14 protein-coding genes are annotated in these 15395 nt (G+C 33.9%); 6 read left to right on the top strand and 8 right to left on the bottom strand.

All coding sequences use genetic code 11. The features are described from left to right. Position 1 precedes the first annotated feature (1 nt). Complete coding sequence (locus WC622_RS04185) at positions 2 to 751, top strand: class I SAM-dependent methyltransferase (protein ID WP_372817595.1); 750 nt, start codon at positions 2 to 4, stop codon at positions 749 to 751. On the opposite strand, the gene WC622_RS04180 is transcribed toward WC622_RS04185, so the two are convergent. The 8 genes from WC622_RS04180 to WC622_RS04145 form a co-directional block, all read right to left on the bottom strand. Continuing rightward, on the bottom strand, positions 748 to 1647 hold the full coding sequence (locus WC622_RS04180) for a sugar transferase (protein WP_372817593.1): 900 nt from the start codon (positions 1645 to 1647) through the stop codon (positions 748 to 750). The two genes, WC622_RS04185 and WC622_RS04180, sit on opposite strands and share 4 nt — an antisense overlap. A gap of 17 nt (positions 1648 to 1664) precedes the next feature. Then, complete coding sequence (locus WC622_RS04175; protein WP_372817591.1) at positions 1665 to 2312, bottom strand: FkbM family methyltransferase; 648 nt, start codon at positions 2310 to 2312, stop codon at positions 1665 to 1667. Next, complete coding sequence (locus WC622_RS04170; protein WP_372817589.1) at positions 2309 to 3637, bottom strand: flippase; 1329 nt, start codon at positions 3635 to 3637, stop codon at positions 2309 to 2311. Before WC622_RS04170 ends, WC622_RS04175 begins: the two co-directional genes overlap by 4 nt. A gap of 20 nt (positions 3638 to 3657) precedes the next feature. Continuing rightward, entirely contained in the window at positions 3658 to 4182 is a 525-nt protein-coding gene (locus WC622_RS04165; protein WP_372817587.1) for a DinB family protein, read from the bottom strand. A gap of 14 nt (positions 4183 to 4196) precedes the next feature. Next, positions 4197 to 5183, bottom strand: a complete 987-nt coding sequence (locus WC622_RS04160) for a DUF4476 domain-containing protein (protein ID WP_372817585.1) — start codon at positions 5181 to 5183, stop codon at positions 4197 to 4199. A gap of 62 nt (positions 5184 to 5245) precedes the next feature. After that, positions 5246 to 5935 (bottom strand): YjjG family noncanonical pyrimidine nucleotidase, encoded by a 690-nt coding sequence (locus WC622_RS04155; protein WP_372817583.1) that lies wholly within the window; start codon positions 5933 to 5935, stop codon positions 5246 to 5248. An 80-nt stretch (positions 5936 to 6015) separates the two neighbouring features. Further along, on the bottom strand, positions 6016 to 6660 hold the full coding sequence (gene upp / locus WC622_RS04150) for a uracil phosphoribosyltransferase (protein ID WP_372817581.1): 645 nt from the start codon (positions 6658 to 6660) through the stop codon (positions 6016 to 6018). 95 nt (positions 6661 to 6755) lie between these two features. Continuing rightward, a complete protein-coding gene (locus tag WC622_RS04145; protein ID WP_372817579.1) occupies positions 6756 to 8063 on the bottom strand; it encodes a DUF7033 domain-containing protein in 1308 nt (435 codons plus the stop codon). 304 nt (positions 8064 to 8367) lie between these two features. Here WC622_RS04145 and uvrB point away from each other — a divergent pair, with 304 nt between their 5' ends. The 5 genes from uvrB to WC622_RS04120 all read left to right on the top strand — a co-directional run bounded on the left by uvrB (position 8368) and on the right by WC622_RS04120 (position 15110). Continuing rightward, positions 8368 to 10404, top strand: a complete 2037-nt coding sequence (uvrB, locus tag WC622_RS04140; RefSeq protein WP_372817577.1) for an excinuclease ABC subunit UvrB — start codon at positions 8368 to 8370, stop codon at positions 10402 to 10404. 66 nt (positions 10405 to 10470) lie between these two features. Further along, on the top strand, positions 10471 to 11754 hold the full coding sequence (locus WC622_RS04135; protein WP_372817575.1) for a DUF3472 domain-containing protein: 1284 nt from the start codon (positions 10471 to 10473) through the stop codon (positions 11752 to 11754). A gap of 8 nt (positions 11755 to 11762) precedes the next feature. Continuing rightward, positions 11763 to 11963 (top strand): YwbE family protein, encoded by a 201-nt coding sequence (locus WC622_RS04130; RefSeq protein ID WP_372817573.1) that lies wholly within the window; start codon positions 11763 to 11765, stop codon positions 11961 to 11963. Between the two features lie 110 nt (positions 11964 to 12073). After that, positions 12074 to 12325 carry a DUF4834 family protein gene (locus WC622_RS04125; protein WP_372817571.1) on the top strand — a complete coding sequence of 84 codons (252 nt, stop codon included), beginning with the start codon at positions 12074 to 12076 and terminating at the stop codon, positions 12323 to 12325. Positions 12326 to 12620: 295 nt separating this feature from the next. Next, complete coding sequence (locus tag WC622_RS04120) at positions 12621 to 15110, top strand: YfhO family protein (RefSeq protein ID WP_372817569.1); 2490 nt, start codon at positions 12621 to 12623, stop codon at positions 15108 to 15110. Positions 15111 to 15395: the final 285 nt, after the last annotated feature.

Below are 15395 nucleotides of genomic sequence, written 5' to 3'. Positions count from 1 at the left end.
TATGACGAACCTTTTAACCGACAGAGATTTTTGGGTAAATTATTGGGAAAGTAAAACTGATTTATCGGTTGCTATTCCTTCAACTTATTTATTCCATCGCCAACTGGCGGATATTGTAGCAACAAACAACGTAAAAACTGCAATTGAATTAGGTGGTTTTCCAGGTTATTATGCAGTGTTTTTAAAGAAATACCTAAAACTCGATGTTACGTTATTGGATTATTTTGTTCATCCACCAATTACCGAGCAATTACTAAAAACGAATGGTTTAGCAATTGATGATATTCATATTATTGAAGCCGATTTATTTAACTATACACCAGAAAAACAATACGATTTAGTATTAAGCTGCGGTTTAATTGAACATTTTAACGATACTGCTGATATTATTAATCGCCATATCAGTTTTGTTAAACCTGGTGGGACTTTATTTATTACACTACCAAATTTTAAAGCGTTAAACGGTTGGTTTCAAAAGAATTTTGATAAAGAAAATTACGACAAACATAATATCAATTGCATGGATCCAGATTTTCTGGCTAAAATTTGCAAGGATGCTGGTTTAGAAGTAATTCAATCACGTTATTTTGGAAAATTTAGTTTGTGGTTAGAGAATGAAAAACAGAAGGCCTTACCAGTTCGACTGCTGAAAAAAACAATGTGGCTAGGCGGTAAGTTATTTACAAAAGTTTTCGCTTTTGATTCGAAACAGTTGTCGCCGTATATCATATTGGAAGCTAAGAAACCTTAAGCTAGTTTTTCTTTCACAAATCTTTTTATTCTTGCCCACAAACTTCCTTTTCTATTAGCTAGAAAGTATTTAATTGCTTTGTAAGCATTTTTATCTTCTTCAACAACTGTTGGAAATTCTTTAATGGGTTGCGGATTGATAATTACGTTGTAAATATCGCTCATACCAGAATGTATGCCTGTACCGTCGTGACCAATATTATTGACTAAAGATTGAGAAGGATTTAAAGTTAAACCACCCTTTAAAAAGATAGAAGCATACCAGCGAATAGCCCACGAATTATTTTTTCCTTTCTTAAAATCCTGCATTTGTTTCCAAAAATTCATGGTATTTTCAATAGAAAAATCGTATTTCTTTTTGCTGTCAAATTGTTGGAGTAATGCATCAATATTAGGCTCGAAATTTTGCCAAGCTCTTGCCCAAGTTGCCCATCCCCAGCTAGTTGCAGCTCTATAAAAGAAACTTTGGGGTAAATTTGTATCTTTTAAGGAGTACATATATGCTCCAATATGCATTACTTTCTCTTCATTACGGTAGCGATTTAAAGCCTCATTAAAATAAGTTAGAGTATAAGGCGAAGAAATCAAATCATCTTCAAAAACAATGACCTGTCCGTAAGTTGCTGTTAAACGATTAACACCTGCAATCACTGAATTTGCTAAACCCATATTGGTTCTACTTTCAATAATTTCTACTGATTTAAAACCATCAATTTTTTTAATGAAATCTCTGACTTCTTTTACTTTTTCTTCATCTGCGGATGTTTTTGCACCATCAGAAAAAATGAATAGACGACTTTCTGCTGCCAATTCGTTTTGCTGTAAAAATTTAACGGTACGTTCGGTATGTTTCGGACGATTGTAAACAAATAGCGCTATTGGTGCAAAATTTTGCATGATAAAAGGGTTGTAATTTAAATACCCAAACAGTTATCGGCTTTGTAAAAAACAGAAGTAGCTTTGTTATAGAATAATCCAGGTGAAATTCCAGTAAATGGTAATTCTTTAAATCCATTTGAAGTTAAAAATGTTCTAGCTTCTTCATAAATTTCTCTTTCAGAATCATCCAAAACTAAAACGCCGTTTGGAGTTAATGCAGCTATACTGTTTTTACAACAGTTTACTCGATCTCTGCCATCTACAATAATTAAATTGAATTTTTCCCCCAATAAAGCAGCCTTTTTGCTGTATTCACCACCTTTTTCCAAATGTGTAAAAATCATTTCAGCGTTTTCAGCTTTCTCTTTTACAATTTTATTGAACCACGCCTCATCGTGTTCTACAGAAACAACCCTACCAACTCTTTTCGCATAAAATAGGGTAGAATTACCAGAACCATATTCGAAAATAGAAAGATCTTTAGTTAAACGGGTTTTAATAAAATCGATAAAGGAATAGGTTACCCAAGGAAGTGGTAAGCCATTATTATCTACAGCTTGGTGGGTATCAAATGCAGTAAACCATCCAATTGTGGCTAAATAACCTTTATGTCCGTAAGATAACAATGCATTTAGCCTTTTGGGCTTGCTGATTAGAGTTGCTAGTGCTTTAAATTTGCTCAACGTTTAACTATTTTTTGGAATACTGAAACCAAAAATAATGATTTTAACATCATTATTCCTTGTTGACGTGTTTTAGGAATGAATAAAATTAGAAAAGTGGCAGAAAAATAGGCGATAACTGTTGCAATTGCAGTTCCCATCATTCCCATTGAGGGGATAAGTAAGAAGTTTAGTATAATATTTATGGCTGCACCTACACCAGTGCGTACAAATGTAAGTTTGTTAAAGCCTTCTGTAATTAAAAATTGACTACTTGCGACGCCCAAGAAAACAAACATACTTCCCCAAACATGAACCGAAAGAACAGGGGCCGCCGAGGCATATTCAGGTTTAAAAAGTTTATAAATTAGTGGAGAACCTATACTTATCACAATTGCGAATGATAAACTTATCCAGACCATTAAATCGAACAGATTTTGTAAACGTTTTTGGTATCGTTCTGGGCTGTCTCTTTTTGCATTTAAAATAGCTGGAAAGAGAGAACTCACAATAACTACTGGTACAAAGTTTAAGGCTTCACTAAACATTACCACTGTAGCATAAGCACCAGAAGCTGCGTTCCCGTCTTCTCCTAAAATTTGCTTTAGCATGATCACATCAATCTTCATGTAAACAGAAACCATGATTCCAGAAATAATCAGGGGCCAAGATAAGTGCAATAATTTTTTAGCTAATTTCTTATCGAAATTCCACTTAAAAATACTTAAACCTTGATTTTTATAAACAATTAAATAGCCAAGGGAAAGTAATAGAATATCAAAAAGATAGGCGTAAATAAAATAGATAAGCTCCGCAGATAAAGCATAAATTAAAATCAGTTTAACAATTGCCGAAACAATATTTCCAACAATCTGCACCTGCATGATGTATTTTGATTTTACTTCCGATTGGAAATAAGAATCAATAATGGTTAAGGATTGAAATATCCCCGAAAAGGATAAAATAAAAATGAAGAGGTAAGGGATATCGGAAAGAGGGAAATAACGCCAAAAAACATAGATTAATGGTAAAACTAATAAGCCAGCTGAAATTTTAAGAAAAAAAGCTGTTCCTAAAATTGTATCTCTCTTTTTTGGAAATTGATGCAGTTCTTTAACAATAAAAGTATCTAACCCTAAAGTTGCTAAAGCTGCAAAAAGATAAATATAAGAAGTAGAAACGTTTAAAAGTCCATTTTTTACTGGTAATAAATAACTGGCTACAAGTATGCTTGTTGCCATTTTTATAACCATGCTGCCAACCCGACCAAGCATTAACCAACCCGTATTTTTTAGATACTTGTTAAATGCTTCTTCATCAAAACCTTTTATGGCGGGTAATTTCATTAAAGCAAAGATGTAAAAATTTATTCGCTCTTCTGAAAACCCTTTTCTATTCTGCCCAATTGATTTAAATGATGATTTAAGTGAATTTCAATAAACTTTAACCATTGTTTTGCATTTAGATAACCTAACCTTGGATGTTTAGACTTTATTTTTGGATCAGCTTTTTCTGTTAACGGATAAATTTTTGCCAACTGCAACTCGAAATCTACAATAAATTGCTCTGCCGCCATTAGGTTAATTTTTTTAACTCTTTCAGCTAATCTTTTTGGAACCTTATACCTTTTTCCTAGAGGCAAGGAACCAAAAAGCAAGATCATTTTAACTACAAAATGTGTTGGCTTAATTTCTCCTTCACCTTTTGCGCAATTATTCAGTGCAAGTAAAGAAAGTAAACTCGAATCGAAAATGTGAGAATAAACTTCACTGTAGCTCCAACCACCAATTGGGGGGATACGGGTAAAATCCTCCTCATCCATATTGGTCAATTTAGCTTTATAAGCAGCAACTAGTTGTGTAATCGATTGATATACTTTGCCTGTATTCATTTTATAAAGTTAGTTTATTTCTGCCCTAAAAATTCTAACAATGAATCTTGATTACTTCTAAATCTGAAAACATCTTTTAAGGTAAAATATCGCTGTTGATCATACACAAAATTATAAGCCATTTTTGCGCAAACTAAAGCTTTATCTTCAAAGCTATATAGCTTTAATAATTCGCCAATTTGTACTGTTGATGGAGCTGAGTTTTGAATGCCCGCTTGAATAACTTTTGTTTTATCATCATCAAAAGCCTCACGTTTTACGCTTAACCTTAACTGTTCAAAAGTTGTTGCACTCATGCCTCTTTTTCTACCTGATGATTTACTGTCGTTTAAGAATTTCAAAAACTCCTCTTTGCTACTTAAAAAAGTGAATTCCTCTTTTAGTGTATAGTAATTTTGCAAATCTGAAATTACAGGAGCAAGGCTTTTAGCAAGGAATAATTTTTTGTCGTCTTGACTAAAAGATTTTAATAGAACAGCGGCTTGAGCAGTTGATAAATAAGAATTTACGGTATAAGCTTGAATAACTTTAATTTTTCCATCATCAAATGGTTCTCTTTTTACCATAACCAATAAATTGTTAAATGGATTCACTTGACTACTATTAGGAATTGTAGGAGGAACTATTCCAGTATTATAGGAGCCAGTATAATTATCAAAATCATTTAAAGAGTATTGTCCATTTCTAAAGATTTTCAATTCATTTAATGTCTTTAATCCACTACGTAGCGCAAATGTTAAAATTAATCTTTGCTCTGGCTGTACACTAATTCTACCATTAAAAATGCGTCTGTTCCCTTGTAAAATAGTTAATGATGGAGATGCATTCTCAACATCGTAAAATCTAAATCTGCCTTTAGAAGATCCAACTAATTCATTATCAAGATAGACAGTAAAGTTGCCTCGATCTTCGATTTGTAAAAATACTTCAGCGTTGTTGTTTTGAGAGAAACTTAGGTGCGCACTCAACAGTGCCATACCTAAAAGGATGTAAGTTTTCATAATAGTTCATTTGTGTGTGCTTGAGATAATTCAAACATCAAACCGAAATGTGTTAAGAAATGTTAAAAGTGATGAAGCAACTCTTCTAGACTGTTGATTTGCCAATCAACATCAGCTGGCTTTTCAATATTTAGGGGATTAAAAAAGATAGCTTTTAAACCAAAATCTTGTGCGCCTCGAATATCTGCTTCCAAGCTATCACCTATCATAATGCTTTCTTCTTTTTGTGCAGATGCTTTTGCTAAAGCGTGTTCAAATATGATTCTGTTAGGTTTATTTACGCCAACATCTTCAGAAATAATTACTTGTGTGAAATAAGGATTTAAACCGGAAAGTTCCATTTTTGTTAACGTAGTTTCCTTAAATCCATTTGAAATAATGTGCAACTGGTATTTATTTTGAAGGTAAGCCAAAACTTTCTCTGCGCCAGCAAATAAATTGGTTTTTGTAGGACTGATTTTTACATAATCATCTTCAAATTGATGCGGAACATGTTCTGGCTTTACACCTAATTCTAAGAAAGTACTTCTAAATCGTTCTTCGCGAAGTGTTTCTTTGGTAATTTCTCCTAAATGATATTTTGCCCAAAGGCGATGGTTGTTTTCAGTATATCGATGAATAAATTCTTGTGCAGAATGTAAGCCTAATGATTTAAGCGAATAAACTTCATAAAGTTCTACTAAAGTTTCTTGTGCATTACGGTCAAAATCCCAAATGGTATGGTCAAGGTCGAAGAAAATATGTTTAATCATAGTATCGTTAAAGCCTAAAGGTCGCAAAGATTTTTGCAAAGCGCATAAAGACATATTGTTTCTTTACAAAAAAAGAATAATTATGCTTTGGTTCCATAAGCCAAATCTCCAGCATCGCCCAAACCTGGTACGATATAAGATTTGCTGGTCATTTCATCATCGATTGCGCCCAACCATAAATCTGCCTTTGGCAAATTTGCACGCACATGTTTTACACCTTCAGTACTTGCAATGGCGGCAACTATGTGTAATTTTTTTATTTTGTATCGATTGATTAACTCTTTTGCACACAGCACCATACTTAATCCTGTCGCTAACATTGGATCGGCAAGAATAACAACTTTCCCTTCTAAATCTGGTGCAGAAATATGTTCCATTTGTATGACAAAATCACCACTCTTTTTTGTTTTGCGATAAGCTGTAATAAAAGCGCAGTCTGCCCGATCAAAAATACTTAACATACCTTCTTGCATTGGTAAACCAGCTCTCAAAATAGTCGTTAAAACAGGCTGATTTGCTAGCACTTTACTTTTAGCAATGCCAAGCGGTGTTTGCGTATCAATCTCAATATAAGTTAATGATTTACTAATTTCTAAAGCGAAAAAGGCACCCAAACGTTCCATGTTTTTGCGAAATCTCATGGAGTCTTTCTGGATGGTTTCATCTCTAAGCTCAGCGATGAATGTATTGGCAATAGAATTAGTTTTACTCAGGTCGAAGATCATAATATAAAGATAGCAAAAAAAGATGTCATCCTGAGCTTGTCGAAGGATAGTCTTTTTTGTTATTCATTCTTCTACAACTCAACCTGAAATGTTATCTAATCTAATGAATTCTTCAACATGTGGTCATACACTGCTTTCCATCCTTTCCATTTGCCGGTTTCAGAAAGTGATTCATTGTGCCACAAACTGCAAAAAGTTCCGTCGACTAATTTTACGCTCAATATCAATTCTTCTATTTTGGCAATAGCCTCCTCTGGATTCAATTTTAAATACTGTTGTAAGGTTACATCCATTACGGCAAAAGGATGGATTTTTAAATGGGTTTGTTTTTCTAATTGTAAATCGTACCAAAAAAATGAAGTACACGTTCCTGCCCTAAAACCAAGTTGAGAAGCATAACCCATAGAATAATCGTGGTTAATGCCTGCTTTAATAAGTTGTAAATAAGTTTGCGGGAAATTCAATTTTAAAAAATGCTGACGTGAGGCATCAATTCTTTTTTGAGTGATTTCTTGTAAGCTCAACAATTCCTCACTGATCTTTTTTGTTTCAATGTTTGATGCATAAGATGGATGAAGTCCAATTTGTGCTACTTCAGATATTTCACTAATTAAATTTTTAAAAGCCTCATCTTCAGGATTAATATTTTGATCAAATTCTTCATGACCTTGTTTAGCTAATAAAAAGAAGAAAATAGCTCTTAAATTGTATTGTGCATGAGTATTGGTTAGATATTCATAGGTATCAAAAGGGTCATTTTGACCTAAACCAGTACCTATTATGTCTACAATTTTTTCTGTGTTCAGTTTTAAGGCAGCTTTAAAAAAACGAACTGTATTTTTTAATATCCCGCTAGAGCGGAAGTGATAAGCTCTGTCAACATCAATAGTTGGAATAAATTCAAATTTCCTTTTTCCAAAAATTAGTGTAGGAAATTTTTTAAGCAAAATATTTTTTAATACCAACGCCCAACTATCAATTACAGGTATTTTCAATATATCTAATTTATACTGAAGACTTTGTGTAGCAGGATAACGTTGATGCTCATCAGCCTCAAATGGCAAATATTCTTCATATCTGCTTAAAAAATAAAAAGAGGCCGCAAAAACATCAAATGGTAAAGCACTATTCTCTATTGCAAAAGGAACTTTTTGATCACCAAAAAGGGTTTCTTTTATCTTAATTGGTTCAATGTTGTGTTTTGTTAAAAAAGACGAACAAGCAAAATATAGCTCATCTCCCAATGGGATGTCATTGTAACTGATTTTGGGCCAATTACTATTGCTAAAATCAGCCGCGACACTGGTAAATTCGAAATCGCAATATAAAATCTCTCTAAAAATAAAGTTAAAAGTATACTTTATTCGAGGTGTAATTTTAGGAGTGTAAATTAACAACTGCATAATTGTTTAAAGATATTTCTTATTAGTTAATTTCTTTCATAAGAAATTATAATAATGTAAAAAGGTAACTATTGGTTCAACTTTAATTCGGCTTTCATTCGGACTTTGGTCGGATTCAATTGTCACAAGTCCGACCAAACCCCGACCAAACCCCGAACTAAGTCCGTTTTAACAGCTATGTTTTTATCATACAAAGGCGGAGTAAATAAGAACTTATTGAATCTCTTTTACAATTTCATTAAACACTCAAACCAAACCCTTAATAACTTGTTCTTCCCGAGCCAACTCATTATCTTTACTTAACATGAAGTTCAAAATCATTTCGGATTATAAACCGACCGGCGACCAACCAAATGCAATAAAACAACTAGTAGAAGGCGTTAAAAGCGATGAGCATTACCAAACTTTATTGGGAGTTACTGGCTCTGGGAAAACGTTTACAGTAGCAAACGTAATTGAGCAAACGCAAAAGCCAACGTTAATTTTAAGTCATAATAAAACGTTAGCGGCGCAATTGTATGGAGAATTTAAACAGTTTTTCCCTGAAAATGCGGTAAACTATTTTGTTTCGTATTACGATTACTATCAGCCAGAGGCTTACATGCCGACCACCAATACCTACATTGAAAAGGATTTACAGATAAATGAAGAGATTGAGAAATTACGTTTGCGTACCACTTCGGCATTGATGTCAGGCAGACGAGATGTAATTGTAGTTTCTTCTATTTCCTGTATTTACGGTATGGGAAATCCAGAAGATTTTTCTCGCTCGGTTTTCCGCTTTGCGGTAGGAACTAGAATAAGCAGAAATTCATTTTTACATAGTTTGGTAGAGATTTTATATGCTCGTACCATTAACGACTTTAAGCGTGGAACTTTTCGTGTAAAAGGCGATACCGTAGATATTTACCCAGCTTATTTAGATAATGCCTATCGTATTTCTTTTTTTGGCGATGATATTGAAGAATTATCAGTTATTGACCCTGTTACTGGGAAAACAATTGAGAAATTAGAAGATATGGCAATTTATCCAGCCAATCTGTTTGTTACGCCAAAAGATAGGTTTAATTCTTCCATTTGGGGAATACAAGAAGAATTGGAATTGCGCAAAAATCAATTGTTAGGAGATAGGCAGTTACTCGAGGCCAAGCGTTTGGAAGAAAGAGTTAATTTTGATATCGAAATGATGAAAGAACTAGGGTATTGTTCTGGAATTGAAAATTATTCACGGTTTTTTGACGGCCGTTCTCCAGGTATGCGCCCGTTCTGTTTACTAGATTATTTTCCTGATGATTACTTGATGATAATTGATGAAAGTCATGTTACGGTTCCGCAGATTAGAGCGATGTATGGTGGCGACCGTTCGCGTAAAATGTCTTTAGTAGAATATGGATTCCGGTTACCATCGGCTTTAGATAATCGTCCATTAAATTTTGAAGAATTTGAACGATTGGCACCGCAAACCATTTATGTAAGTGCAACTCCAGCCGATTACGAACTGGAAAAATCTGACGGGATTGTAATTGAGCAAGTAATTAGACCAACGGGTTTATTAGATCCAATGATTGAAGTTAGGCCAGCTATTAATCAAGTAGATGATTTACTAGATGAAATTGATAAAACCATTAAAATGGGCGACCGCATTTTGGTGACAACATTAACTAAACGCATGGCAGAAGAATTGACCAAATACATGGATCGGTTAAATATCAAATGCCGCTATATCCATTCTGAAGTGAAAACATTAGATCGTGTAGAAATATTACGTGGGTTACGTTTAGGCGAATTTGATGTGCTGGTAGGAATTAACTTATTGCGTGAAGGATTGGATTTGCCAGAAGTAAGTTTAGTAGCCATTTTAGATGCGGATAAAGAAGGTTTTTTACGCTCAGATAGAGCTTTAATACAAACCATTGGCCGTGCTGCTAGAAATGATAGGGGTAGAGTAATTATGTATGCCGATAATATGACCCAATCAATGGAAAGAACGATTGATGAGACGAATAGGCGTAGAGAGAAACAAATTGCTTACAATTTAGAACATGGTATCACGCCAAAAACAGTTGGAAAAACAAGAGAAGAGATTATTGAACAAGGCTCTATTTTGGATTTTTCTGAAGGTAAAGCTCGTACAAAAGCATATGTAGAAATTGATGAGGTTAGTATTGCTGCAGATCCAGTTATACAATACATGACTAAGCCAGAAATGCAAAAAGCGATTGATAAAACACGAAAAGATATGCAGAAGGCGGCTAAAGACATGGACTTTTTAATGGCTGCTCGCTTACGTGATGAAATGTTTGCGCTAGAAAAAATATTTGCAGAGCGGTTTAGTAAGTAACGATTTAGCTAAATCAACTTTGAGTAAGTTTTTTTCTTTTTAAATTGCAAGCTTAAACACACACAAATGAAATTTTTTAGAAATACAATCCTATTTGTTTTACTTATAGGGAGTAAAGACATTTACGCCCAATTGATAACAGTGCCATTAGCGGGAAATGTTTATAGCTCCAACAAAGTTGAAAGTCGAAGAAACAGTACAATCAGCAATGATGGTATTGTACGTTGGACAAATCCTCAGGATATTTTTACAGCTTATGTTCGCGTAGCAAAAACAGGAACATTAAAAATAGATCTTGATGATTTTAAAGTTACTGGGAATTCAGAAATCGAATTTAGTATCGACAATAAAACATCAAAAATCTCATTGAACGAAGGAATGAGGCCTGTTAGCGTAGGAATGTGGGATATAAATGACACAGGATATGTAGCCATTAAAATTAAAGGGGTCAGTAAAACTGGAAATGAATTTCCCGCCATTAAGAGTTTAAAATTATCGGGTACAGTAACCGAAGGAAATCTGGGTTATGTGAAAGATAATGAAGGTAGCATGTATCATTTTGGTCGACGTGGTCCATCTACACATTTAAACTATGAATTCCCAAAAAATACAGATGTAGAATGGTTTTATAATGAAGTAACAGTTCCTGTAGGAGAGGATATACTAGGTTCTTATTTTATGGCAAATGGCTTTGGACAAGGTTATTTTGGTATGCAAGTCAATTCGCCAACCGAGAGACATATTTTATTTTCTGTTTGGAGTCCGTTTACTACTGATAACCCAAAAGAAATTCCAGACGATCACAAAATTAAACTCATTAAAAAAGGAGAAACTGTACATGGTGGCGAATTTGGTGGCGAAGGTGCTGGTGGTCAGAGTTATTTAAATTATATATGGAAAGCTGGAAACACGTATCGTTTTTTATTACATGTAAATCCTGTAGCAAATAATTATTCAGAATATAGTGCTTACTTCTTTGCACCAGAATTAAATAAATGGCAGTTAATCGCTACTTTTCAACGCCCACAAACTCAAACTTATATTACTCAACCCTATTCTTTTTTAGAGAATTTTTCACCAAATATGGGCGATATCACCAGAAAAGTTGGCTTTAATAATCAATGGATTTGTGATACCAAAGGTAATTGGACAGAGGTTAATAAAGCTACCTTTACCACAGATGTTACAGGTCGTAAAGGATATCGTCAAGATTATCAGGGTGGTTTAATGAATGGCGGTTTTTATTTAAAAATAGATGGATTTTTTAATGATTTCACTCCATATAAAACTTCATTCACAAGAGAGCCCCATCATAAAAAACCAGAAATAGATTTTAGGAAATTACCTTAACACATACTATGCAAGGACAAAATAGAAAAGATATTTATCCAGGTTTAGAAGTTGGAATTATTTTGAAAAAAGACCAGCGCAATGGAAATGTAACCTACGGAATAGTTAAAGATTTATTAACTTCATCTACATTTCATTCCAGAGGGATAAAAGTGCGTTTAGAAGATGGGCAAGTAGGAAGAGTTTGCGAAATCATTGAAGAAGATTGATGTACTAAGGAAACAATTCAAACTCCAGATTGTAATTATAGTGCAATTATCTTTTAAAAAAGTAACAATAAATTAACCGCCACGTCTATATTTGCGTTAATACTAATATTATGGTGCTTATTAAATTTCTTCTTATAACAATTATAGTGCTTTGGATTATTCGAGTTTTAATTCGGATGATATTTCCTGTGATGCTAAAAAATGTTTTTAGTAATATGCAAAACCAAGCGACTAATAATCAACAACAAAACTATTCTAGTAAACCAGAAGGCTCTATTTCAATAGATTACATGCCAAAAAAAGAAAAGAAGGGCAATGCCGATAAATTGGGCGATTTTGTAGATTACGAAGAAGTTAAATAGCTTTTAACCTCAATTCAATTATTTTAAATTAAATGGATTTCCTATATGCTCGTCATTCCCAACTTGATTGGGAATCTTAATGCAACAGGAGGCTTTGCGCATAAGATTCCCGTTTTTAAGGGAATGACGTATAAGATTGTTTTGCGAGGGTGACCACTGTTCTCCAAAAAACCTGCCGATTGTTCTAAGTATATTATTCATCAAACTGGGGTTTTCAGACTAAATACTAATAAATACTTTTTAATCTGTACCAATTTTCTATTTTTGGGATTAGTTTAATCTTAAAATAACCTTAATGAACAATTGGTTTAAACAGAATGGCACGCATGTAGCCATCATTGCGATATTTGTAGTTCTCTGTTTTGTCTATTTCAGCCCTGTTTTGCAGGGAAAAGCTCCTGCACAAAGTGATGTATTGCAAAGCAAAGCAATGCAAAAAGAAATTATGGAGTACAAGGACAAAGATGGGAAAGGGCCACTTTGGACTAATCAGATGTTTGGCGGTATGCCAGCGTATCAAATCTGGGTACAATACGCTTATAATGGCGCTACCTATGGTATTGCGTTAATCACTAAAGCGTTACCAAATCCAGTAGGAACTGTTTTATTGTTGCTAATTGGCGCTTACTTTTTGTTTATTACACTAAAAGTAAATCCTTGGTTAGCCGCTGCAGGGGCCATAGCTTTTGCATTTACCACATATAATTTCGTTTTAATTGCAACCGGACATAGCAATAAAGCCTTGGCAATTGGTTTTTTTGCGCCAATTATAGCAGGGCTGATATTAACCTTACGAGGTAGATATTGGGTTGGTGCTAGTTTAACTGCATTATTTTTGGCATTAGAAATTAGAGCAAATCACGTTCAAATGACGTATTATCTATTTCTTTCCATTATTATTTTTGTTGGCATTGAAATTTATCAGGCATATAAAAACAAAACATTACCAGTTTTGGGTAAAGCATTGGGTTTTTTAGGTGCAGCGGTAGTTTTAGCAGTAATGATTAATGCCAGTTTATTATGGACTACATCAGAATATGCCAAAGAAACCAATCGTGGAAAATCCAATTTAACAACTGCTTCTTCGGAAAAAGATGCAGGCATGAGTAAGGAATATGCTTATGGTTGGAGCCAAGGTGTAGGTGAAAGTTTTACTTTCCTTATTCCTAACTTATATGGTGGTGCAACAAGTATTGATGAACTGATAAAGCCAGAAAGCCACATGTACAAAGCGGTTGCAGAAGTTACAGGAGGTGATCCTAATCAAACTCCACAGGCTATTCAACAACTTGCTTCTCAATACAATATGCAACAATATTGGGGAGAAAAACCAAGCACTTCTGGCGGTTATTACTTCGGGTCGATTGTTTGTTTCTTATTTGTATTCGGTTTGTTTATTGTTCGTAGCCGTTTAAAATGGTGGATATTAGCAACAACGGTGTTATTTATCCTTTTATCTTTCGGAAGAAACTTCCCATTAGTTTCAGATTTATTCTTCGATTATTTCCCGCTATATAATAAATTTAGAGCAGTCGAATCTATTCTGGCAGTAGTTGGATTAATGGTTCCAGTCTTGGCATTTTTAGCAATTAAAGAAGCGCAAGAAGGTAATATCGACCAAAAGATTTTAGTTAAAAAATTAACATGGTCTGCAGGAATTACAGGTGGATTTGCTTTAATCGTTGCAGTTATTCCAACATTATTTTTCAGCTTTAAAACAGAAAATCATACACAAATTGTACAGGCTTTAACTCAGGCTTTACAAAACAATGCTGGTGTAGCACAAAAAATTGCAAATGCGTTAATTGAAGATCGTATTTCAATTGCTCGTGCAGATGCAATTCGCTCATTCTTGTTTATTGCAATAGGCTTTGGTATTGTATGGGCATTTATCACTAAAAAAATGAACATGCAATTGGCTTTTGGCTTACTAGCCTTAGCGGTTTTAATTGATATGTGGCAGGTAGATCGTCGTTATTTAAACAACAAAAATTTTGAGAGCAAATCTACGTTAGCTAATTATTTCCAACCGCGTGATGTTGATAATTTCATCATGGCAGATAAAGATCCAAACTTTAGAGTTTATGATCAATCGATTAATACCTTTCAAGATGCAAGCATCTCATCATTTCATAAAACAATTGGCGGTTACCATGTCGCAAAGCTGAAAAGATATGACGAATTGATACAAAATCAATTATCTAAAAGCGTAAATCAAGATGTTTTAGATATGCTAAATGCAAAGTATTTCATTACACAAGATCCTCAAAATGGTTCTTATAAAATGTCGAGAAATACAACTGCTTTAGGTAATGCTTGGATCGTAAAAGGTGTTCAGTTTGTTAAAAATTCTGATGAGGAAATGAAAGCAATTAGTAGTTTCGATCCGAAAAATGAGGCAATTGTTGATGAGCAATATAAAAAATTGATAGATACTACACGTTTGGGTGCTGATCCAACTGCGTTTATCAAAATGGAAAAATACCATCCTGATCATATCGAATATTCATATAGTGCACCAAGAGATGTGATTGCTCTATTCTCTGAAATCTATTACGATAAGGGTTGGAACATGTACGTTGATGGAAAAGAAAAACCATATTTTAGAGCAGATTACGTATTGCGTGCTGCACAATTAGAAGCTGGTAATCATAAAGTGGAATTCAAATTCGAGCCTAAATCATACTACTTAGGAGAGAAAATTTCATTAACAGGATCGATATTATTATTAGGCTTTTTAGGTTTTGCCTTTTATACAGAGAACAAGAAAAAGAAAGCAGCCTAGATAAGCAAACATAGATTGAAAGCCGCAGATTTGCAGATCTAATTTATCTGCAAATCTGCGGCTTTTTCGTGTCCTCGTTATTCAAATTTGCACGGGAATGATGATGCGGATAGTCAAGTTTAATCTTTCCTTAACATCTTATTAACCTGTGCTTTGCATTTTTGTAAAATAAAATGAATCAAATGCCCGAGTTATTTTTAATCATTTGCTTACTTGTATTAGTCGCATTCTTCTTTAGTCCTTATGATTTGACTATTGATGAAGAAGAAGACTAGAGCAAATCTT

Origin of the sequence: Pedobacter sp. (assembly GCF_041662865.1) — a bacterium.
Lineage (GTDB): Bacteria > Bacteroidota > Bacteroidia > Sphingobacteriales > Sphingobacteriaceae > Pedobacter.
This window is presented reverse-complemented; position numbering and strand designations above follow the sequence as displayed.